Source organism: Ruegeria arenilitoris (assembly GCF_013031355.1).
Classification (GTDB): Bacteria; Pseudomonadota; Alphaproteobacteria; order Rhodobacterales; family Rhodobacteraceae; genus Ruegeria; species Ruegeria arenilitoris_C.
Map to the genome: position 1 here is coordinate 130,580 of NZ_WPZO01000008.1, position 21,735 is coordinate 152,314.

Below are 21,735 nucleotides of genomic sequence, written 5' to 3' on the forward strand. Positions count from 1 at the left end.
CCGTTATTCAATCTAATGTCCGACAGGCCGAACAGGCTTGCACCTGATCGCCAACCTGAGGCGCAGTCGCAGCGGTAATCAGGTGGAAGGAGTTGAACTTGGAGCGCGTGGCTACCCTCTGGATCGGAGCAAAGTTCAGCTTTCTGGAGCACCTGTGCCTGAAATCCTTTGCCGATGTCGATCAAAAGCCGATCGTCTACCACTATGGAGACCTCGAAGACATCCCGGACTACATCGAAGCCCGGGACGCGCGCGAGATATTCGACACGCCCGAGATTTACCGTGACCCGGTCACCCGGTCGGTGGCCGTTCACGCGGACCTGTTCCGACTGAAGCTCCTGCAACAGACTGATTACATCTGGGCGGATGCCGATGCTTATGCAGTGCGCTCTTTCGAGACCAGAGAAGGGTATCTTTTCCCTTTTGCAAATCGGGGCAGACGGCGGATCATGAGTGGCGTTTGGGCGATGCCGGGGGACAGCCCTGCGCTGCAGAACATGTGTAAATACGCCTTCGACAGTGATCTCATCCCTGCTTGGTGGAGTGATCAGAAAAAAGAAGCCTACCGCGCCATCTTTGAGAGCTCGACCTATTGGAGCCTGCCTCTCTTCAGTTTTGGCCCTCCGATGCTGTTCCACTATATTTTCGATACGCCCGAGCACAAAATGGCAGTGCCACGCCCCGAACTGTATCCGATCCCTTTGCGTCACCGTTACCTTTGGAATGACCCGGACATGTCCAAGCTTGATTTTCTTGAGTGGGACAAGAAAATGTCCATTCATTTCTACGGGTCGTGGTTCCGCAAGATTTTTCAGGGACGCAAAATCAGTGAGGGTTCTCTTGTCGACACGCTTTTGCGCAAACACGGCATCGATCCGTCGGATCACCCGATTTAAATGCGGCGTTCAAACGGTTGCCGAGTGCGTTGCCCATTCAATTCCCATGCGCTAAGTCTGTGCCGACTTGAACGGACCCGACTCCTATGACCCGCATTTCGCATATTGAACTGGATGACCGAAACCTGCCCCCGCCGACCCCCGAGATCGAGCAGGAGCGCAAGGTTGCCATCTATGACCTGCTGGAAGACAACAGCTTTGCGTTGCCCCAGCGCGAAGATCGGGCCGTGCCGGACGGGCCGTATCACGTTCAGCTGTCGATCCGGGACAAGCGGCTGGTATTCGACGTCGCCACCGAGGCCGAGGAAAAAGCGGCTGAGTTCCATTTGTCGCTTGGCCCCTTCAAACAGGTGGTCAAAGACTACTTCCAGATCTGCGAAAGCTATTTCAACGCGGTTAAGACCCTGCCGCCCAGTCAGATCGAAACCATCGACATGGCCCGCCGCGGTATCCACAATGAAGGCAGCCGTGTGCTGCAGGAGCGCTTGGAAGGAAAAGCGGAAATCGATACCGACACCGCCCGTCGCCTGTTCACGCTGATCTGCGTGCTGCACTTCGGGGGGTGACGGGTGACGCCTTTGCCGCAGTCGGTCCTGTTCTGTTGCGACCACAATTCGGTCCGGTCACCGATGGCCGAAGGCATCATGAAGAAATTCTATGGCACCGGGACCTATGTGCAATCGGCTGGTGTGCGGAACGACTTTGAGATTGACGGGTTCTGCATTTCGGTCTGCCATGAGATCGGGGTCGAGCTATCCCGGCACCGGACGCGATCGTTTGACGAGATGCAGGAATGGGGCGATGACCTCAGCTCTTTTGACCTGGTGGTTGCCCTGTCGCCTGCCAGTCAGCGAAAAGCGCTGGAACTGACCCGGATTTTTCACCTGGATGTCGATTATTGGCCAATAATGGACCCTACCGGACTGGGCGAGAATCGCGAAGCAAAGCTATTCCACTACCGACAGACCCGCGATCAGATCATCGGGCATCTGAAAGAGCGCTGGGGCGAACCTACGGAGTGACCATGAACCAGACCGTCAAAACCTATTTCGAGGCTTTCAACGCAGGCGACGTCGACGGCATGTTGGCCTGCCTGTCCGATGACGTGGCGCATCACGTGAACGAAGGCCAGATCCGCGTTGGCAAAGAGAAATTCGCCGCCTTTTGCGATCACATGAACCGCTGCTACCGCGAGAATCTGACAGATATCGTGGTGTTCGACGCCCAAGGCGGCACTCGCGCCGCAGCCGAATTCATCGTCAACGGCACCTATCTGGAAACCGATGAGGGCCTGCCCGAGGCGCATGGCCAGACCTATCGTCTGCCCGCCGGGTCCTTCTTTGACCTGAAGGATGGCAAGATCACCCGCGTCACCACCTTTTACAACCTCGCCGACTGGACCAAGCAGGTCTCAAATGGCTGAGGTCACCGCCGTCCGCCCCCTGACCGGAGCGGCGCTTGAGGCCGCTCTGGATGACGTGGCACGGTTGCGGATCGAAGTGTTTCGGGCGTGGCCGTACCTGTATGACGGTGATCTGGGCTATGAACGCAAGTACCTGCAATCCTACCGCGACAGCGACAAGGCGATTGTGGTCGGAGCTTTCGATGGTGATCGCCTGATCGGGGCCTCGACCGGGGCGCCGCTGACCGAACACGCCGATGATTTCGCCGCTGCCTTCGAAGGGTCCGGGTTGGATCTGTCCAAAATCTTCTACTGCGCTGAATCCGTTCTGCTGTCTGACTATCGGGGGCAGGGTGTCGGCCACAAGTTCTTCGACCTGCGCGAGGCACATGCCCGCGCGCTGGGTTTCACCAAATGCGCCTTCTGCAGTGTCCAGCGCCCGGCAGATCATCCGATGCGGCCGGAAAGCTATCGCCCATTGGATGGCTTCTGGCGCGCGCGGGGATATGAACCGTTGCCCGGTGCGGTGGCGCAGTTTTCGTGGAAGGATATCGGTGAAAAGGGTGAGACCCAGAAACCGTTGCAGTTCTGGATCAGGGATTTGTCGTCGTAATCCGCACGAGGGTGTCAGGCCTGACGCTTTCGGCTGAGCAGACCGTATTTGACGGCCCACCCTCTGAGTGACCGGCTTTTACGCTTTGCCCGCTTCAATGCCTTTTTCATCTGTGTTCCGCCCTTTCGATTAAACTCGAACACGTCGATAACGCGTTCCGCACAGCCACAGGCTTCGCCCATACCAACTTTGGCAAAATAGAACTTCTCGAAGCTTTCCGGGTTTTGCATGGCCTTCCTCCCAATCACATTGAAGCATTTCGAGTGTCTTCTGCCAATTCACTTTCCCGTCGATGAGGGTTGGGAGGAACAATGCGTCTGTACAGTTTGAGACGCCATCAATTAGTGTCTCGCCAAATCAGGCCTGAGGAGCCCGCGCTATGAAAGTCGCAACCGCCGCCTATGACCTCGACTGGCTCGACAGCTGGGCGCAGTACGAAGACAAGCTGAATCGCTGGGTGGCCGAAGCTACCGGGCAGGGGGCTGAGCTTCTGGTGTTTCCGGAATACGGTGCGATGGAGCTGTCTACGCTTGATGGCGCCGAAGTAGCTGGTGATCTGGAGCGTTCGATCCGTGCCGTTTCGGACCGGATGGAGGAGGCTCAGGCCCTGCATCAGCGTCTTGCGCGGGAATACAACACATACATTCTGGGTGCATCGGCCCCGGTCGTGGATGGCCCGGGTCGCCCGGTGAACCGCGCTGCGTTCTACGCCCCCGATGGACAGCAGAATCATCAGGACAAACAGATCATGACCCGGTTCGAGCGTGAGGATTGGGATATCGCGCCCGGCGGCCCGCTCAAGCTGTTCGACACTGCCTTGGGCAAGATAGGCGTTCTTATCTGCTATGACAGCGAGTTTCCCCTGTTGGGTCGTGCCCTGCAGGAGGCCGACCTGATCCTCGTCCCATCCTGCACCGAAGCGCTGGCGGGCTATTGGCGCGTTCGCATCGGCGCGATGTCACGGGCGCTGGAAAATCAATGTGTTACAGTGATGGCGTCCTTGGTCGGCAACAATGACTGGTCCGAGGCGGTGGACATGAACACCGGCACCGGCGGCATTTTCGGCCCGCCGGACAAGGGATTCCCGCAGACTGGAGTGCTGGCCGAAGGTGCGCTGAACCAGCCCGGCTGGACCTTTGCGGATATCGACCTTTCGGCCATTGCAAACGTCCGCGCCGATGGTCACGTGTTGAACCGGACTCATTGGGATGAGCAGACTTCCCGAGTCGATTCTGTCACATTATCGCCTCTTTAGGTGATTCCGCCCTTGAAATAGGGCTAAAATGGGCTCATTTAAGCCCACATCCCCGTAGATTCTGCGGGTGCAATGTAATGATGGAGACAACATGGCCAAGGAAGATACGCTCGAATTTCCCGGTGTCGTGAAGGAACTCCTGCCTAATGCGACGTTTCGGGTCGAGCTGGAAAACGGCCATGAGATCATCGCACATACGGCAGGCAAGATGCGAAAGAACCGCATCCGTGTTCTGGCCGGCGACAAGGTTCAGGTCGAGATGACCCCGTATGATCTGACCAAGGGTCGGATCAACTACCGCTTCAAGTAACGCCTGCCGCAATGGCGTTTATCTTAGGATCGGGCAGCCCAAGGCGGCTGGACCTGCTGGCCCAGCTTGGCGTGCAGCCCGATGCAATCCGCGCCCCCGACATTGACGAAACGCCTTTGAAGGGCGAACTGCCCGTGCCCTATTGCAGCCGCATCACGCGGGCAAAAGTGCAGGCGGTTCAGGCAGATAACGACGATTTCACCCTGTGCGCGGACACGACTGTCGCGCTAGGCCGCCGCATTCTGGGCAAACCCGAAGACGCAGGGCAAGCGGCTGAGTTTCTGCATGCCTTGTCCGGTCGGAGGCACCGCGTGATCACTTCGGTTGCTGTGCGGCGCGGGGATCGCGTGCTGCAGCGCGACGTGGTTTCTCAGGTCAAGGTCAAACGTCTGTCGGACGTTGAGATCAACGCTTATCTGGCGACCGGAGATTGGCAGGGCAAGGCAGGCGCCTATGCCATCCAAGGTCCGGCTGGCGCGTTCATCCCATGGATTTCGGGCTCGTTCACTGGCATTGTGGGCCTGCCCCTGTCTGAGACCGCCGTCCTTTTGCAAGGTATCGGCTATCCCCTGTATCGTGAGGCATCATGAAGGGTCGCACCATCGTTCTGGACCACATCGACAACCGCGAAGCCGCTGCCTTGATGGTGGATGGCAAGCTGGACGATTTCCTGGTTGCCTCAGACGCGCCTGCGCCGGGCACAATCTATCGCGCCCGTGCCGACCGTCCGGTCAAAGGGCAGGGCGGTATGTTCCTGACAACACCCGATGGTCCGGCCTTTTTGCGGCAGGTCAAGGGACTGGCACCCGGTGCCCTGTTGCTGGTGCAGGTGACGGGTTTTGCCGAGCCGGGCAAAGCACTGCCGGTCACTGACCGCGTCCTGTTCAAAAGCCGCTATGCGATTGTCACGCCAGACGCGCCGGGCCTGAATATCTCGCGCTCAATCCGTGACGAGGAAGAGCGGGACCGCCTGCTCGAGATTGCTCATGAGTGCATGGAGGGCAGCGACTATGGCCTGATCTTGCGGTCATGCTGTGCCGGAGAGGATGCAGGCGAGATTGGCGAAGACATCAGCGCTATGCTGGCTCATGCCGATCAGGTTCTTAACGACCCGGGGACTGAACCCGAGCTGCTGCTCGAAGGCGACGGTCCGCACGTACTAGCCTGGCGCGACTGGACCGACCCGGCTGAGGTCGTGACACAGGCAGGCGGGTTCGAGGCGCAGGGCGTGCTCGATGCGCTGGACGTTGTACGCGGGATTTCCGAGCCGCTGCCTGGCGGAGGGCACCTCTATATCCAGCCCACGCGCGCTCTGGTCGCTGTGGATGTGAACACCGGGTCCGATACGTCTCTGGCCGCCGGAACCAAAGCCAATTTCGCCTGTGCCAAAGCGCTGGCCCGAGCACTGCGCGTGCGCGGTCTTGGCGGGCAAATCACTGTGGATCTGGCTCCGATGCCCAAAAAGGACCGCCGCGGGTTTGAGTCGGCCCTACGTGCGGCGTTCAAGACCGATGGGATCGAGACCACCCTGGCCGGTTGGACTCCTTTGGGTCACTATGAGCTACAGCGCAAACGTGGTCGCGTCCCTCTGACAGAGGTGCTGAAATGAGCTGCCCGATCTGCGGCGAAGACACGGTGGTAAAATTCCGCCCGTTCTGTTCCAAGCGCTGTGCGGACATCGATTTGGCCAAATGGCTGAACGGGTCTTACGCAGTTCCGTCGCAGCGGGAAGAGGACCTGGATGCGGATGTTTCCGAGAGCGAAACAGAGCAATCGCGCCCGCATTAAAAAAATGTCAAAAAGCCTCTGGACACTGCCTGTAGCAAGTCATAGAAGGCCTCCACCCAACGATAAACATCGTTCCCGTGCCCGGGTAGCTCAGGGGTAGAGCAGTGGATTGAAAATCCTCGTGTCGGTGGTTCGATTCCGCCCCCGGGCACCACTTTTCCAAGTGTTTATGCTTCACAAGTGACTGCTGTGCTGGCCGTATGGCACCATATTCTCTGAGATGTGTTGGGATCGCACGTTGGCATCGGAAAGCGCCCCATATTCAGAAGTTGAATCTTGGGGGGCATGAGCTGCACTGATTTTGAACTGCGGTGATTTGGTGAGGCAGAGCTACTGAGATCAACAAAACAGAAAGACCAAGGCGTTGCATTCACCTTGGTCTTGTTAATTACGTCAGGATGATTGTCAGAATTTCGCTGATTGAGAATTTATGCGGCTGACGCGTTGTGTTCGTTCTCTAGAACAGAGGATGGATCGTCTCTCCATTCAGCAATTATATCTCTGATGCCGACTGCCTGCTGTTCGGTCAGACATTCGTGCACAATTGAAATCCTTTCCGCACCATAGTCGGCGGTTACCGAGAAGCCGATCTTACCTTTTTCTTCGGCAGCCTGCTTTTTAGATTTGTAGTCAGTGGTGTATTTTCCGGACTTGTAAGTGAAAGAGGTGTCCGGCGCTTGGGAATAGAGTGTTCCCAAGTCTGCGTGGTCATATGACGTATGCTTGGGCCAGCCAGGGGCGTCAATTCTGTCACCGTGCAGAACAATTGTTGAGGCTGGCGAACCTTTCTGAGTTCGTTTGTTCCAAGCTTTTGCGCCCCAGAAGAGGAGTGCGACGACAGGAATGATCCAAACGGCCCAGAAAATTGGCCAACTGTAGTATGATCCGCCATAGCTTTTGTCTATTCTCGCGAAAGCGAGGCTCGGCAACCATCCACCAAATACCCATATTCCTGTTATCAGCCAAATAAACCGAGTAAGCACTGTTTGAAAGCGGAAGCTCGGTTCAAAGTGGACTATTGCGTGATCGCCCTTGTTTTCGAGCTCAAACGCCTTCTTTGCCTTCACTGTACCCATCGTATTTCCTTCAATTACCTGCTTCCCGAAAAGCAAAATGAAGCTCAAAAGTCAATGAAAGCAATGTGTTAAGAATGTGTTAATATTCTGTTGTGTAAGTCGCTCTTATGGCCCTGACGCTCGGATTCAGTGATCCCTTCAACGCAAGGCCTGGGTGTCCCAATTTGCAAAAAAGCGAAACTAATCTACGATAATGTCGCATAGCGAGGATTGTCGCACGTAGTTCTTGAAGGGCGGCGTTCCGGCATGGTTCAATTTTCGGGCCAACCCGGCGCTGCAAGCCGTTGGCCCAGAAAACGGGGAAGTTCCGCCTTCCCGCTACTGTTCGCAAGGTGCGTCAGTGCCCAACAGGGTCATTAAATACAAGCACCACGGATGACCAACATGGAGATATCAGATGAAAAAACTTGCAACGCTATTGGGAGGTGTATCGATGGCGGTCGCCGGGCCAGCAATGGCAGCGGATATCGTGATCGGTGTGCCGAACTGGCCGTCGGTGAACGCCACGGCGCATATTCTGAAGGTGGCGATCGAACAGAACCTCGGGCTTGAGGTCGAGTTGCAGAACGGGACCAACCCGATCGTGTTCGAGGCGATGGATTCCGGCGCCATGCATGTTCACCCTGAGGTCTGGATGCCGAACCAGCAGAACCTGCATGATACCTATGTCACCGACAAAGGCACCGTTGCTTTCAACCCCAACGGCGTTGAGGCATTTCAGGGCATGTGTGTCGACAAGGCGACTGCGGATGCCAACGATATCCGCTCGATTGACGATCTGACCAACCCCGATATTGCTGCGCTGTTCGACAGCAATGGCGACGGTCAGGGTGAGGTCTGGATCGGAGCTCCGGGCTGGGCCTCGACCAATGTCGAGAAAATCCGCGCCAAGTCCTATGGCTATGATCAGGTGATGGAACTGACCGAGATCGACGAGACGGTGGCCTATGCCAACCTCGACAACGCGATCAAGGCGGGCGACCCATGGGTCGGGTTCTGCTACACGCCGCATTATGTCTTTGCCCTGCATGACATGCAGATTTTGGAAGAGCCGGCCTATGACGCGTCCAAGTGGAACGTGTTGCAGCCCACCGACGACCCGGATTGGCTTGAGAAATCCGAGGCCGGTGTGGCGTGGGATTTGGCCTATCTGCACCTGCACTATGCGAAATCCCTTGAGGATGAGTTCCCCGAAGTTGCCCAGCTGCTGGCGAACATGAAACTGGACACCGACACGGTCTCGGCCATGACCTATGCGCTGGTGATCGAAGGCAAAGAGCCCGCCGCCTATGCCGAGGAATGGGTGGCCGCTAACGAAGATGCTGTTCTGGATTGGATGTCTCAGTGATTGACGCCGACCGGAATTGAAAACCGGACAGGCCGTCGGACATGTCCGGCGGCCTGTTTTGCATCAAAGGGACAAAAATGACCGAAACAGTCGTAAAACTGACGGATGTGTGGAAAATCTTCGGGGCGCGCGCCGAAGAAGCCATGGAAGCCGTGCGGAACGAAGGCATTGGAAAGCCCGAAGTTCTGGAAAGATTCAATTGCGTCGTGGGTGTGCAGGGGGCCACCTTCGAAGTGCCGCGGGGTGAGATTTTCTGCATCATGGGCCTGTCGGGCTCGGGCAAATCCACACTGGTGCGGCACGTGAACCGCTTGATCGAACCAACCTCAGGCAAAATCGAGATTTTGGGCCATGACGTGTCGAAGATATCAGAGGCCGAGCTGCGCCGTATCCGGGCGCAGCAGATCGGGATGGTGTTTCAGCACATGGCGCTGATGCCGCACCGCTCGGTGCGCGATAACGTGGCCTATCCGTTGGAAATTCGCAGAGTGTCCAAATCCAAGCGCTGGGCGGTCTCGGATCATGCGCTGGGGCTGGTGGACCTGACCGGCTATGAAGACCGCCTGCCCAAGGAGCTGTCGGGCGGTATGCAGCAGCGGGTGGGGATTGCCCGCGCGTTGGCGTCGGACCCGGAAATCCTGCTGATGGATGAGCCGTTCTCGGCCCTTGATCCGCTGATCCGTTTGCAATTGCAGGACCAGTTCAAGGCGCTGGTGGCGCAGTTGCAGAAGACGACGCTGTTCATCACCCACGATCTGGATGAGGCCATCCGCATCGGTCACCGCATCGCCATCATGAAAGACGGGGTGATCGTGCAGATCGGCACGCCCGAGGACATCGTCATGAACCCGGCGGATGACTATGTACGCGAGTTTGTTCAGGGCATCTCGAAACTGAAACTGGTCAAGGCGCATTCGATCATGGAGCCAATGGGCAGCTATTCCGGGCCGCTCGAAGGCGCGCCGCGCGCGGATGAGGGGGCGGACTTGGATCAACTGATCGATCTGGCGGTGAATACCGATATGCCGGTCGTCATCACAGATGCAGGCAGCGACGTTGGTATCGTGACCAAGCCGCGTCTGCTGCGCGGAATTCAGGGAGGCAAAAATGACTGATGCAGCAATGGAAATGAAAGTCACGGCCGCCTCCGATATCGAGGTAGACCGCGAGGCGCTGGACCAATCCATTCACGAATTTGTCGGCCCGAACGGTGACTACTACGTCACCGCCTTCCACAAGATCCACGATGCCACCAGCGCGGTGCCCAACACGTTCAATATCTGGGCGGCGGTGCTGGGTCCGTTCTGGTCGGCGTCACGGGCGATCTGGGGGATGTTCTGGACCTTCCTGATCCTTGAGATCATCGCCTGGGTTCAGATCGGCCGTGGTGCCTGGGGGAACCCAGGTGCCGATCTGGCTGACCGCGCCGAACGTCAGCAGACGCGCGCCAACGAGTTGCTGGAGCGTGCGGCGGCGGCAACCGAGCAAGCGGATATAGACCGTTTCAACCGACTGGCCGAGAACATCCAGAAGGCGGCGGACAGCAGTCTGGCGCAAGCTCAGGCGGCTCAGGCCGAGGCATCGGGGATCATGATCACCGGGCTTCTGATGCTGCTCGTCTTCAAGTTGGCTCAGGGGTTCTATGCGGATCGGGTCTATGAAAAGCAGTACTCGAAATGGCGGATTGATCCGACCAGCACTGAAAGCGGCCGGTCCACGCGGAACACGGTGCTGGGCGCCGTTCTGGTGGCCGCGATTGCACCGCTGATCATTTATAAGTTCACGGTGAACGCGTCGTTGGCAATGCTGGATGCCTTCCCGGAACAAGAGGTGTCTGCATTGATACTGGGTGAGGGCGAGGGCACAATCTTCTCGAACCTCGCCAGTTGGATGGAGGCACAGATCGACGCCGCTGCCGCCGCAGGGGGCGATGTGTTTGACGGCATTGTCGCCGGCGTTCGATCGGTTCTGGATGCGCTGACAGTGGCCCTGATCGGATCGCCATGGCCGGTGGTGATGCTGGTTATCTGCGTGACGGCTTGGCGTGCGGCAGGTCCCCGCGTGGCGATCTTCACCGCCTCGTCTCTGGCCTATATCGCACTACTGGGCTACTGGGATGTCGCGATGGAGACGGTTGCCTTGGTCGGTGCAGCCGTGCTGTTGTGTGTGGTGTTCGGTATCCCGCTGGGCATCTGGTTCGGTAAATCCAAGCGAGCCTATCGCGCGGCGGAACCGGTACTGGACCTGATGCAGACGCTGCCAGCCTTCGTCTATCTGATCCCGATTATCGCCTTCTTTGGCACCGGTAACCCGCCGGGCATTCTGGCCACGATCATCTTTGGCATGCCGCCGGTTATTCGCCTGACCGCGCTTGGGATGCGCGGGGTGCCGGAAAGCATCAAGGAGGCCGCAGTCGCCTTTGGTGCCTCCAAGTGGCAGCTGCTGAAGGATGTAGAGATCCCGCTGGCCTTGCCGTCGATCATGACTGGGGTGAACCAGACCATCCTGATGTGTCTGTCGATGGTTGTAATCATCTCGCTGATCGGTGGGGGCGGTCTGGGCAAGGAAATCCTCGAGGCGCTGCAATACGCCGCTAAGGGGCCGGGCCTGCTGGGTGGCTTTGCAATCCTGTTCCTTGCGATGGTTATGGACCGAATCGTTCAGGGCGCCTTCCGGCGAGAAGACGAGAAAATCTGAACATGTACGCCTCCGGTTGCCGCCGGGGGCGTTTTTCTTTGAACGGGGAAGACCATGACCGATCGTTATGAACAGTCCATGATGGACAATCTTTATTGGTGGGGCGTGCCCACCTTGTTTCGCTGCCCCAATGTGGGCCCTGCGGGTCAGGATATTGCGCTGGTGGGTGTGCCGCATTCCACAGGCAACGGCACGACCGAGCGGGATCAGCATCTGGGCCCGCGTGCCCTGCGACATGTCTCGGCTGTGCAGCGCCGGGTGCATTCGGTGTTCGAGATCGACCCGTGGAACAGTGCGAAAATTGCCGATGTGGGTGACGTGCCGTTTCCGCGTGCGAACGACAATGAAGACTGTATCGAACGCATCACGGCCTTTTACAAGGATATCGACGCAGCAGGCGCTCGACCGGTCTCGGTTGGCGGAGATCACTCGATCACCGGCGGGATCGTGCAGGCGCTGGGCAACGGCAAGCTGGCGGGCGGAGAACCGGTCAGCTTCCTGCATCTGGACGCGCACACGGATGTGTTCACCAAGGTCGACCACTTTCTGGGCGCCAAGAAATCGGCGGCCCATTGGGGGGCATATCTGGCGGACCAAGGGCAGGTCGACCCGACGCGATCCATGCAGATCGGTCTAAGAGGGCATCCGCGCAGTCTGGATTGGCTACAACCGTCGTATGACTATGGTTACAACATCGTCACCATGCGCGAGTTCCGGCAGCGCGGACTGGAGGACGTGGTGGCGCAGACCAAAGAGGTTCTGGGCGACCGTCCGGTCTATATCACCTTCGATCTGGATTGCCTCGACCCGACGGTCGCGCCTGCCGTGTCCAATCTGGAACCCGGTGAGAAGGGCTTCGACATTGATGAGGCGGTTGGCATTCTGAGGGCTGCGCGGGGTCTGAATATCGTGGGCGGAGATGTCGTCTGCATGATGCCTACCAAGGACAGCCCGAACAACATCACCGCGCTTACGGCAGCAGCTGTGATGTTCGAGATGATCTCGATGATCGCGGAAAACGTCAGTTAGCGCCGCGCATCCACGGCCTGTGCCAACACGCAGAGCAGTTCGAACATCAGCGAGATGCCCAGCCAGGCCGTGCCGCCCTCGGGATCGAAGGGCGGCGCGACCTCGACCAGATCGGCGCCGACCAGATTGACGCCTGCCATCTGGCGAATGACCTGCTGCGCCTGAAAGCTGTTCGGCCCGCCTATTTCGGGCGTGCCGGTGCCGGGGGCATAGGTCGGGTCCACAAAGTCGATGTCATAGGTGCAATAGGTGGGCGCGGTGCCAACGATGCTGCGCACCTCGGCCATGACGTCGTTGATACCCCGGTCAAACAGTTCCTCGATCCGGATGATGCGGATACCCTGCGCCTCGCCCCATTCGATGTCTTCCGTGTTGTAGGCGGTGCCGCGAATGCCGACCTGAACAAAGCGTTTGGGGTCCACCAACCCTTCCTCGACCGCGCGGCGGAATGGGGTGCCGTGGGTGAATTTGTGGCCGCCGAAGTAGGTGTCGAACAGATCGGTGTGGCTGTCGAACTGGATCAGCCCCAGCGGGCCGGATTTCGCCAACGCACGCAGGACGGGCAGGGTAGTCAGGTGATCACCCCCGGCGGTCAGAGGGGTGATGCCCTGCGCTGTAAGCTCGGCGTAGAAACTGGTCACCCGGTCCAATGTATCCTGGATATCCACCGGGTTCGGCGCGACATCGCCCAGATCGGCGCAATTGACCAATGAGAAAGGCGCAACCCCGGTCACCGGGTTCATTGCGCGGATCATCGTCGAATAGTCTCGCAACTGACGTGGCCCATGTCGGGCGCCGGGGCGGTTGGTGGTGCCGCCGTCCCACGGGATACCGATCAGGCCCAGCTCAACTTCTGCAATACGGTCGTGGTCCAGCGTCAGGCTGGGCAGGCGCATGAAGGTTGGGATACCAGCAAACCGGGCAAGCTCCATCGCCGATACCGGCTGAAAAAACGAATTGGTCATGTGGTTCCCCCTTGCTGGCTCTGGCGCGAGCCTAGCGGCAGTTTCGTGACTTGGAAATGGGATGGTGCACTTAGATCAGGATGCGAAAGCGCCTGCGGATTTCGGCGTCCTGCGCGTCGGTCAGGTATTTGGGGTGATGGGTGGCCAGAACTTCTTTGGCTTTTTCACGCGCGGCAGACCATGCGTCGGTTGCGCCCTCCTCCTGCCACGTCCGGGGTTCATTGCGGTCGGCAAGGGTTGGATAGAAATAGTCCCGCTCCATCGCGGCATAGGTATGGGCGCTGCCAAGGAAATGCCCATCCCCCAGAACCGACTGACAGATCGCGTCAAAACCCAGGTTTTCCTCGGTCACTTCGATCCCACGCAAGGCCCGATAGGTGTGAGAGTGCATTTCGTCGTCCAGAACAAATGCCTCGAAACTTGCGCCCAGAAGCGAGGCCGTCATGCCCGAACTTTCATAGATCAGATTACCCCCGGCCAGTGCCGCGGCCAGAGAGGTTATCCCTTTCTCGGCCCCATATTGCGCGTCGATGGCTTTGGCGTCGGTCATTGAGGCAGCCACACCCGAGGGCAGCCCCAGCCAATTGGTAATCTGTGCCGAGGCGGCGTTCAGAATGGCGGTTTCTCCGCTGCCCCCGGCGAAAGACCCGGTGCGTAGATCCACGATGAACGGCCAGTTGGAAAACACCATCGGAAAACCGGGCTGAATCGCGTTGACCATCACAAGGCTGGCCAGCGTTTCTGCCAGAGACTGTGCCAGAAACCCGGCCAGAGTGGCGGGGGCCGTCGCGCCGGCCTGCGCGGCAGTGATGCAGGACATGGGGATGTTGTGGGCAACGCATTCGTAGACCACGTCCACCGCATCCTCACCATAGCGCAGCGGAGAAATCACCGGGCTGATATGGGCCTTCAGAAAGGGCCGCTTGGCGAATTCGCCCGGACCGCCGGCCACGATGTCCAGCATCTCGACGATGGGCGCGACGTTTTCAGCCAATGTAAACGAAGTGGCCACCGGTTTGGTGGTGTTGCGCACCAGCGCATAGGCCGTGTTGACGTCCAGATCGCGCACCTCGGGGACATCCGTCGCCACGCAACAGCGGGTGAACCAGCTGACATTGGGCAAAGTGTCCTGCAGCCGGGTGAAGTCGTGCAGATCGACCAGCGTGGAAGGACGATAGAGCCCGCTGTCGATATCCAAGGTCTGCACGGCGGCGCCTCCGGTTCCGAAGAATACGCGGTCCCCACCCACCTGAATGTCGCGGGTTTCGTCCCGGCCGTGAAAGGTGAATGTCTTCGCGGCGCTCTGGATCGTGCGCTCTACCATCTCGCGCGGAAAGACCAGCCGATCCTGTTGCCCCGGTTGCGCGCCCGCCGCCTGCAGGTCAGCAGCCAGCCGATCCGGCACGTTGCCCATGCCAAGCGTCTCTAACAGGCGCAGGGCCGTGTCGTAGATTTGCGCGATCTCGGATGGCGTGAGGGGGTGGAATGTGCCCCCCTTCTGACCGGGCGGGCAGGGATCGACCACAGGTTTGGCCGCGCGCTGGGCGTGCCGTGCCCGCCGACCGCTTCGTTTGCCACCTTCCGAAGACATCCCAATCCTTTCCCGCAATTCCTTCGGGCACACTAAGCGGCAACTCTGCCCCGCCGCAAAGGGGAACTGCGAATATCAGAATCCTCAATCGCAGTTTCGATTTTTCAATACAGTCACTGCCCCTATTGTCGGCTTGGTCCATTCTTCCGCAAAACTTGTCCCGGGTCAGAGGGAGCAGAGCCAATGAAATCGCGCACCAAAGTTGTTGTGATCGGGGGCGGGATCGCCGGTTGTTCGACACTGTATCACCTGACGCAAGAGGGGTGGACGGATGTGGTTCTGGTCGAGCGCAACGAGCTGACCTCGGGCACGACATGGCATTCTGCGGCGCAGGTGACGAACTTCGGCATGAACCAAACGATGGTGGGGCTGAAGTCGCATTCGATCCGGCTGTACAAGGAACTGGCCGAGGACCCGGATTATCCGATCAACTACCACCACGGGGATGGCGGCATCCGTCTGGCCAATACCGAGGCGCAGATGCAGGGTTATCGCCATTTCGCCTCGATGGCGCGCGGGATGGATGTGCAGTTCGAAGTGATCGACGCCGAAGAATGCGCCCGCCGCCACCCGCTGATCTCGACCGAGAACCTGATCGGCGGTTTGTGGGACCCGATGGATGGCGATATCGACCCGGCGCAGCTGTGTCAGGCGCTGGCGCGCCGGGCGCGCAAGGCCGGGGCCGAAGTGTACCGCAACACGCCGGTTGTGGCATTGACCCAGCATGGCGATGACACCTGGACCGTTCACACCGAACATGGCGATATCGACTGCGATATCGTTGTGAATGCCTGCGGCTACCGGGTGAACGAAGTCGGCGCGATGATGGGGGTGCATCATCCGGTTGCATCCATGGAGCACCAGTATTTCCTGACCGAAGAAATCCCGGCCATTCGGGATGCGGGCCACAGGATGCCTCTGCTGCGGTGCCCGATCAGTGACTACTATTGCAGGCAGGAAAAGAACGGGCTGCTGCTGGGGTTCTATGAACAGGACTGCAAGACATGGGGCATGGACGGGATTGATCCGAACTTTGTCAACGCCCTATGCCCTGATGATCTGGACCGCGTGACCGATGTGCTGGAGGGCGCATTCGCCCGGATGCCCGCATTGATGGAGGTCGGGGTCCACACAGTCGTCAACGGGCCGATAACCTATACGATCGACGGTGCACCTCTGGTTGGGCCGATCCCGGGCAAACGTAATGCGTTCTGTATCATTGGCCTGCGCGCCGGGCTGGGCGAGGGTGGCGGCCACGGCTGGTTGCTGGCTCAGCAGATCGTGCATGGCGAGGCGTGTTATGACACGTGGTGTCTCGATCCACGCCGGTTCGCGGGTCATGCGAATGTGGAGCTGACGGCGCTGAAGGCCATCGAAGATTATCAGAACGAATTTCGCTTTCACTTCCCGCACGAACACCGTCCTGCCGGACGACCGGCTAAGACAACGCCTCTAACCCCCGTTCTGGCCGCCGAGGGCGCGGAGTTCACCGTGGTCAATGGGTGGGAGAGGGTGGAATACATCAAGCCCACCGCTGATTTCTCACCGTCCCTCAGTTTCGATTTTGACGAAACATTCGATCTGGTCGCGACTGAGGTGATCAATGTGCAAAACGGTGTCGGGTTGGCCGAAGTGAACGGCTTCAACCGGATCGAGATCACTGGCGCGGACCGGCATGTTTTTCTGGACCGAATGTTCTGCGGCACCGTCACGCGGCGTGATGGTCGGGTCGGGCTGGGCTATCTGCTGAACCATCACGGCATGGTCAAGGCCGAAGCAACAATTGCCAACCTGCCTGCCAGCGACCGGGGGCCGCACCGCCTTTGGTACGGGTCCGCCGCGGCCAGCGAGTTTCATGACATGGATTGGCTGACTCAGCACTTGAGGGCCGACGAGGATGTGCAGTTGCGTAGCCTGACCAACGACCAGACCATTCTGGTGCTGGCCGGGCCCAAGGCGCGCGATGTCCTGTCCGCCTGTGCGCGCGGCGACTGGTCCGCCGAAGCTTTCCCGTGGCTCAGCGTGCGTGAGTGCTTCGTCGGGATCGCTCCGGCGACAGTGATGGGCGTCAGTTTCTCGGGTGAGTTGGCTTATGAAATCCATGTCCCCAACGCCTCGCTCTATGCCGCCTATCTCGCGTTGCGGCAGGCCGGAGAAGCCCATGGGCTGAAACTGTTCGGTGCGCGGGCGGTGGAGTCCATGCGAATGGAAAAGAGCTTTCTGCATTGGAAAGCCGATCTGATCACGGAATTCGGCCCATTCGAGACCGGCCTCGACCGCTTTGTAAAACTGGAAAAGGGTAACTTCATCGGACGAGATGCCTTGTTGCGGCGGCAGGCCGAGGGGCCACGTAAAAAGCTGGTCGCCTTGCAAATTCACGCCACGCAGCAACCTGCCCATCCCGGGGCGTCGTTGATGCAGGGTGATCAGGTCGTGGGCACGATTACCTCGGGCGACTGGGGGCATCGTACCGGCCTGAACCTTGCGCATGGGTTCGTGCGGCCCGAACTGGCCGATGTCGGAACCGAGATGGAGTTGGATTCCTGCGGCCTGCGCGTGCGTGCGACAGTCATACCGCCATCGCCTTATGATCCGAGCTTTGACCGTATGAAAGCTTGACCCCTCAGCCAACTTCACCATTGCCGTTTGCTTCAATCTTTGCTTGGTTTGTTTCGAAGAAATCGAAACAACAGGTGCGCGGTGTCCAAATCTCTGAGCCTTCGCTGGCTGGAAGTCTTCCGACTGGTCGCCAAATCGGGATCGATCCAGCAGGTCGCGTCTGAGACGGGGCTGTCGATCAGCACAGTCTCAAACCATCTGCGCAGTCTTGAGGCCGCGCTGGGCGTTGATTTGGTCGATCACGGCCGGCGCCCGATGGGGCTGACCCCGGCGGGCGAGGTGTTTGCACGCTATGTCCGCGATGGGCTGACGGTGCTGAAACGGGGCGAGGCTGAAATTCGTTCCGGCAACTGGAAACACGCAACCGACCTACGGCTGGCCCTGATCGACGACTTCGACAACCAGATCGCGCCAGACCTGTTCCGTTTTCTGGCGCAAGCTCTGCCGCGCTGTAGCTTTCGCCACTACACGCGCCCCAGTCATGAGATCATCACCAATCTGCAGGAACATAAGCTGGACGCGGGGGTCGCCACGCGCCCCTCGGATCGCACCGAGGGGCTGATCGAATACCCGCTGATGCGCGACCCGTTTATCGTGATCCTGCCCAACACGTTCCGCGGCGAACCCGAAGACCTGCTGAAGCCGGATGCGGAATTGCCCCTGCTGCGCTATTCGCGGGACTACATGATTGGCAAGCAGATCGAAATTCAGCTGACCCGCAGCAAATTCAATCTACCCAACCGGTTCGAAATGGAGTGTAACCAGTCGATCATCGGTTTGGTCGCCGAGGGCAGCGGCTGGGCGATCACAACCGCCGCCTGTTTCCACCGCGCGCAAAGGTTCCATGACAGCGTCCGGGCGCTTCCGTTCCCGGGGCGCAACTTCGTGCGCACGGTGTCCCTGTTCACAACCGAGGTGTACCCCGAGACGACCTCGAAGCTGATCCAGAAGGTGATGGCAAAGCTGATCCGGCAGCATTTCACCGACCCGATGTGTGAAGCACACTCTTGGCTGGGGGACGATTTCCGCACCATGGAGGCCGAGGCCGCCTAAGCGCTGGCTGGTGGTCCAAGGGATTGACGCTCGACGATATGCGTGGCCAGCCGCGTGCCACTGCTCGGGGTCCGGTTTTCCAATATATCAATCAGCGCCAGCGCGGCCCGGCGGCCCATGTCCCTGTGTGGCACATGTACGGTGGTCAGCGCAGGTGTGGCGATCCGGGCCAGTTCGATATCGTCAAATCCGGTGACGGACACATCCTTTGGCACGTTCAATCCCATCTCGCGCGCCCGGTACAGCGCGCCGACGGCCAGCACGTCGTTTCCGCACAGGATCGCTGTGGGTCGTACGCCCTGTGACATCAGCTTGGAAAACGCCTTGGCGCCGTTTTCGATCTGGTAGGGGGTTTCGAGGATCGTCAAATCCGATGGCGCAAGGCTGTTTTGCCTGACTGCATCGCGTATCCCCTCGACCCGCAGACGTGCCCGGTCATTGCCTGCAGTGATGCCGGAAATCACTCCGATCCGTTGGTGGCCCAGCCCGATCACGCGGTTTGCCAGTTCGGCCATCGCAGCGTGATTGTCAAATCCGACCGAGGCAACCTGCGCATCCCCCAGATATGACCACGCGATCATTACCGGGGTATTGCGGCGCGCGAGCTCCTTGTAAATCTTCGGATCGCGGTCATGCCCGATCAGCAGCACACCGTCCGCACCGCGCGCGACCAGCGTCCGTATCTGCTCGGCTTCAAGGTCGGGATCATAGGCCGAGCTGGAAACCAGCAGCGTGTAGCCGTGCTGATGCAGTTCTTCCTGAAAGGCCTGCAGACCGCGCGCAAAGATTGCGTTCTCCATGGTGGGAATAATCGCGCCGATCGTCCAGGATCGCTTGGCCGCCATCACCCGCGCGGCAAAGTTCGGCGTGTATCCCAGCCTGTCCACTGCTGATAAGACGCGCTGACGCGTCGCCTCAACCACCCGGTCGGGATCATTCAGACAGCGCGATACGGTCGCTGTCGAAACGCCAGCCATTTTGGCGACATCATCCAGTGTGGGCGCGGACCGAAGTTTCGACATTTTCAAACCTGAGATTTGCTTTTGCCAAATAGCCTAACCTCAAGTGAAACTTAAGAAAAGTGGAAATGTAAGCGCTTGCATTTTCGATGTAAGCGCTTACAAATTCCGATGAACCGAATCCGGGAAAAGGCCAGAGAATAGGAACCGCTGCCCATGCCTCGTGACTATTTGAAAAAAGCGACTTTGACGGCGCAATCCCATGCCTCTGAAGTGCACGATACGGTCAGGACCATCCTTGCAGATATCGAGGTGGGCGGCGATGCAAAGGCGCTGGAATATGCGGCCAAGTTCGACAAGTACGACGGCAATGTCCTGATGACGCAGGACGAGATTGACGCCGCCATCGCACGGGTTCCGGAAAAGCTAAAGGCCGATATCCGCTTTGCCCACGACAATGTGCGCCGCTTTGCCGAAACCCAGAAGGCGACCGTCGCCGACGTGCAGACCGAGATTGTTCCGGGGTTTGTTGCTGGCCAAAAGGCGATTCCGGTGGACGCGGCGGGCTGCTATGTGCCCGGCGGGCGTTATAGCCATATCGCCAGCGCGATCATGACAGTCACCACGGCCAAGGTTGCCGGGTGCCGCCACATCACCGCTTGTTCCCCGCCGCGCCCGGGCGAAGGGGTTGCGCCTGCCATTGTCTATGCCGCGCATATTTGCGGGGCTGACAGCATCTTGGCCATGGGCGGGGTGCAGGGCGTGGCCGCGATGACCTATGGCCTGTTCGGTCTGCCGCGCGCCAATATTCTGGTAGGCCCGGGCAACCAGTTCGTGGCCGAGGCCAAGCGCATTCTCTACGGCAAGGTCGGCATCGACATGATCGCAGGCCCCACGGACAGCCTGATCCTTGCCGACAGCAGTGCGGATGCGCATGTGGTGGCCACCGATTTGGTCAGCCAGGCCGAGCACGGCTACAACTCACCCGTCTGGCTGGTGACCGATGACCGCGATTTGGCGCAGAAGGTGATGGTGCTGGTGCCAGAGCTTATCGATGACCTGCCCGAATTGAACCGTGAAAACGCCGCCGCCGCGTGGCGCGATTATGCCGAGGTGATCGTCTGTTCGGATCGAGAGGAAATGGCCGCCTGTTCGGATGAATACGCCCCCGAGCATCTGACCGTTCAGGCCGAGGATCTGGATTGGTGGCTGGACCGGCTGACTTGCTACGGTTCACTGTTTCTGGGTGAAGAAACCACCGTGTCCTACGGCGACAAGGCCACCGGCACCAACCACGTTCTGCCGACGTCGGGGGCGGCCAGTTATACGGGGGGGTTGAGCGTCCACAAATACATGAAGATCGTCACTTGGCAGCGGGCGACGCGCGAAGGATCAAAGTCCGTGGCCGTTGCAACCGCCCGTATTTCCCGTCTGGAAGGCATGGAGGGTCACGCCCGCGCCGCGGATGTGCGTTTGGCCAAGTACTTCCCCGACGAACAGTTTGATCTGCAAGCGGATGGGTGAGTCGGATGCTCTTCAGCCAGACGCCACGGGTACCTAAGGCCGGAATCACGCCGCAATACCTTGCGGGAAATCACTTTTATCGGCACCGTATGCAAATACGGCCGAGGATTTCCAACAGACCGTGCGGGTCATTTTGAAGGCCGTCTGTGGGCCAAGGTCCAACAGAAACGGAGGGACTCATGTATAAGAAAATTCTTGTTCCCATGGCGCTGGATCACGGAATTTCACAGCACACGCTGGAAGTGGCCCGTGCGCTGTCGGCAGCGGACAGCGAAATTGTTGCGCTGCATGTCTACGAGATGCCGCAGGGGTCGGTCAGTGCCTATCTGGATAAGGACGCTGTGGCCGACGGGTTTCGCGCTGCGGCCAGCTTGCTGCGCGAAAAGACTGAGGAACTGGAGGGCATCCAGCCCGAAATCGTCAAGGGTCATACTGCCCGGACCATCATCGACTATGCCAACAACAATGATTTTGACTGCATCGTCATCGGCTCGCACAAGCCGGGTCTCAGCGACTATTTCCTGGGCTCGACCGCATCGCGTGTGGTGCGTCATGCCGGCTGTGCCGTGCATGTGCATCGCAGGATCTGAACACACAATCGCGCCCCGGC

Annotated in this window: 23 protein-coding genes and 1 tRNA gene; 19 read left to right on the forward strand and 5 right to left on the reverse strand. The window is 59.1% G+C overall.

Translation table 11 applies throughout. The features are described from left to right. Positions 1 to 98: 98 nt before the first annotated feature. From GOX63_RS17620 to GOX63_RS17640, 5 genes are all read left to right on the forward strand, one after another. The gene (locus tag GOX63_RS17620) at positions 99 to 896 is read left to right on the forward strand and encodes a hypothetical protein (RefSeq protein WP_170327938.1); all 798 of its coding nucleotides are present in this window, start codon (positions 99 to 101) and stop codon (positions 894 to 896) included. 86 nt (positions 897 to 982) lie between these two features. Continuing rightward, positions 983 to 1,462, forward strand: a complete 480-nt coding sequence (locus GOX63_RS17625) for a UPF0262 family protein (protein WP_170327937.1) — start codon at positions 983 to 985, stop codon at positions 1,460 to 1,462. A 3-nt stretch (positions 1,463 to 1,465) separates the two neighbouring features. Next, the gene (locus GOX63_RS17630) at positions 1,466 to 1,918 is read left to right on the forward strand and encodes a low molecular weight phosphatase family protein (protein ID WP_170327936.1); all 453 of its coding nucleotides are present in this window, start codon (positions 1,466 to 1,468) and stop codon (positions 1,916 to 1,918) included. Between the two features lie 2 nt (positions 1,919 to 1,920). Next, a complete protein-coding gene (locus GOX63_RS17635; protein WP_170327935.1) occupies positions 1,921 to 2,319 on the forward strand; it encodes a ketosteroid isomerase-related protein in 399 nt (132 codons plus the stop codon). Then, on the forward strand, positions 2,312 to 2,911 hold the full coding sequence (locus tag GOX63_RS17640) for a GNAT family N-acetyltransferase (RefSeq protein ID WP_170327934.1): 600 nt from the start codon (positions 2,312 to 2,314) through the stop codon (positions 2,909 to 2,911). Before GOX63_RS17635 ends, GOX63_RS17640 begins: the two co-directional genes overlap by 8 nt. 14 nt (positions 2,912 to 2,925) lie before the next feature. On the opposite strand, the gene GOX63_RS17645 is transcribed toward GOX63_RS17640, so the two are convergent. Continuing rightward, a complete protein-coding gene (locus GOX63_RS17645; protein ID WP_170327933.1) occupies positions 2,926 to 3,141 on the reverse strand; it encodes a hypothetical protein in 216 nt (71 codons plus the stop codon). Positions 3,142 to 3,290: 149 nt separating this feature from the next. Between GOX63_RS17645 and GOX63_RS17650 the strand changes: the two genes are divergently transcribed. The 6 genes from GOX63_RS17650 to GOX63_RS17675 all read left to right on the forward strand — a co-directional run bounded on the left by GOX63_RS17650 (position 3,291) and on the right by GOX63_RS17675 (position 6,418). Next, the gene (locus GOX63_RS17650) at positions 3,291 to 4,166 is read left to right on the forward strand and encodes a carbon-nitrogen hydrolase family protein (RefSeq protein ID WP_170327932.1); all 876 of its coding nucleotides are present in this window, start codon (positions 3,291 to 3,293) and stop codon (positions 4,164 to 4,166) included. A 91-nt stretch (positions 4,167 to 4,257) separates the two neighbouring features. Next, positions 4,258 to 4,476 carry a translation initiation factor IF-1 gene (infA, locus tag GOX63_RS17655; protein ID WP_005978431.1) on the forward strand — a complete coding sequence of 73 codons (219 nt, stop codon included), beginning with the start codon at positions 4,258 to 4,260 and terminating at the stop codon, positions 4,474 to 4,476. A gap of 11 nt (positions 4,477 to 4,487) precedes the next feature. Further along, the gene (locus tag GOX63_RS17660) at positions 4,488 to 5,066 is read left to right on the forward strand and encodes a Maf family protein (RefSeq protein ID WP_170327931.1); all 579 of its coding nucleotides are present in this window, start codon (positions 4,488 to 4,490) and stop codon (positions 5,064 to 5,066) included. After that, a complete protein-coding gene (locus GOX63_RS17665; RefSeq protein ID WP_170327930.1) occupies positions 5,063 to 6,085 on the forward strand; it encodes a ribonuclease E/G in 1,023 nt (340 codons plus the stop codon). The genes GOX63_RS17660 and GOX63_RS17665 overlap by 4 nt, the downstream gene beginning before the upstream one ends. Beyond that, positions 6,082 to 6,264 carry a DNA gyrase inhibitor YacG gene (locus tag GOX63_RS17670; RefSeq protein WP_170327929.1) on the forward strand — a complete coding sequence of 61 codons (183 nt, stop codon included), beginning with the start codon at positions 6,082 to 6,084 and terminating at the stop codon, positions 6,262 to 6,264. The genes GOX63_RS17665 and GOX63_RS17670 overlap by 4 nt, the downstream gene beginning before the upstream one ends. Before the next feature lie 79 nt (positions 6,265 to 6,343). Further along, positions 6,344 to 6,418, forward strand: a tRNA-Phe gene (locus GOX63_RS17675). A 274-nt stretch (positions 6,419 to 6,692) separates the two neighbouring features. Here the strand turns inward: GOX63_RS17675 and GOX63_RS17680 are convergent. After that, entirely contained in the window at positions 6,693 to 7,340 is a 648-nt protein-coding gene (locus GOX63_RS17680; protein WP_170327928.1) for a hypothetical protein, read from the reverse strand. 397 nt (positions 7,341 to 7,737) lie between these two features. Between GOX63_RS17680 and GOX63_RS17685 the strand changes: the two genes are divergently transcribed. From GOX63_RS17685 to GOX63_RS17700, 4 genes are all read left to right on the forward strand, one after another. Continuing rightward, positions 7,738 to 8,688, forward strand: a complete 951-nt coding sequence (locus GOX63_RS17685) for an ABC transporter substrate-binding protein (protein WP_170327927.1) — start codon at positions 7,738 to 7,740, stop codon at positions 8,686 to 8,688. Between the two features lie 77 nt (positions 8,689 to 8,765). After that, a complete protein-coding gene (locus GOX63_RS17690; RefSeq protein WP_170327926.1) occupies positions 8,766 to 9,803 on the forward strand; it encodes a quaternary amine ABC transporter ATP-binding protein in 1,038 nt (345 codons plus the stop codon). Then, positions 9,796 to 11,385 (forward strand): ABC transporter permease, encoded by a 1,590-nt coding sequence (locus GOX63_RS17695; protein WP_170327925.1) that lies wholly within the window; start codon positions 9,796 to 9,798, stop codon positions 11,383 to 11,385. Before GOX63_RS17690 ends, GOX63_RS17695 begins: the two co-directional genes overlap by 8 nt. Before the next feature lie 54 nt (positions 11,386 to 11,439). Then, positions 11,440 to 12,414: an arginase family protein gene (locus tag GOX63_RS17700; RefSeq protein ID WP_170327924.1), complete on the forward strand. Its 975-nt coding sequence runs from the start codon at positions 11,440 to 11,442 to the stop codon at positions 12,412 to 12,414. On the opposite strand, the gene GOX63_RS17705 is transcribed toward GOX63_RS17700, so the two are convergent. Both GOX63_RS17705 and GOX63_RS17710 read right to left on the reverse strand, forming a co-directional pair. Beyond that, positions 12,411 to 13,379 (reverse strand): agmatinase, encoded by a 969-nt coding sequence (locus GOX63_RS17705; protein WP_170327923.1) that lies wholly within the window; start codon positions 13,377 to 13,379, stop codon positions 12,411 to 12,413. The two genes, GOX63_RS17700 and GOX63_RS17705, sit on opposite strands and share 4 nt — an antisense overlap. A 70-nt stretch (positions 13,380 to 13,449) precedes the next feature. After that, positions 13,450 to 14,970: a trimethylamine methyltransferase family protein gene (locus GOX63_RS17710; protein WP_170546648.1), complete on the reverse strand. Its 1,521-nt coding sequence runs from the start codon at positions 14,968 to 14,970 to the stop codon at positions 13,450 to 13,452. Between the two features lie 183 nt (positions 14,971 to 15,153). On the opposite strand from GOX63_RS17710, the gene GOX63_RS17715 reads away from it, so the two are divergent. Next, positions 15,154 to 17,589 carry a GcvT family protein gene (locus GOX63_RS17715; RefSeq protein WP_170546651.1) on the forward strand — a complete coding sequence of 812 codons (2,436 nt, stop codon included), beginning with the start codon at positions 15,154 to 15,156 and terminating at the stop codon, positions 17,587 to 17,589. 81 nt (positions 17,590 to 17,670) lie between these two features. Then, positions 17,671 to 18,642, forward strand: coding sequence for a LysR family transcriptional regulator (locus GOX63_RS17720; protein WP_170327920.1), 972 nt, complete (start codon positions 17,671 to 17,673; stop codon positions 18,640 to 18,642). Here GOX63_RS17720 and GOX63_RS17725 read toward each other — a convergent pair. Further along, the gene (locus GOX63_RS17725; RefSeq protein WP_170327919.1) at positions 18,639 to 19,664 is read right to left on the reverse strand and encodes a LacI family DNA-binding transcriptional regulator; all 1,026 of its coding nucleotides are present in this window, start codon (positions 19,662 to 19,664) and stop codon (positions 18,639 to 18,641) included. The two genes, GOX63_RS17720 and GOX63_RS17725, sit on opposite strands and share 4 nt — an antisense overlap. 153 nt (positions 19,665 to 19,817) lie before the next feature. Here GOX63_RS17725 and hisD point away from each other — a divergent pair, with 153 nt between their 5' ends. Then, positions 19,818 to 21,125: a histidinol dehydrogenase gene (gene hisD / locus GOX63_RS17730; RefSeq protein WP_170327918.1), complete on the forward strand. Its 1,308-nt coding sequence runs from the start codon at positions 19,818 to 19,820 to the stop codon at positions 21,123 to 21,125. 179 nt (positions 21,126 to 21,304) lie between these two features. Next, the gene (locus GOX63_RS17735; RefSeq protein ID WP_170327917.1) at positions 21,305 to 21,715 is read left to right on the forward strand and encodes a universal stress protein; all 411 of its coding nucleotides are present in this window, start codon (positions 21,305 to 21,307) and stop codon (positions 21,713 to 21,715) included. The last annotated feature ends 20 nt before the right edge of the window (positions 21,716 to 21,735 follow it).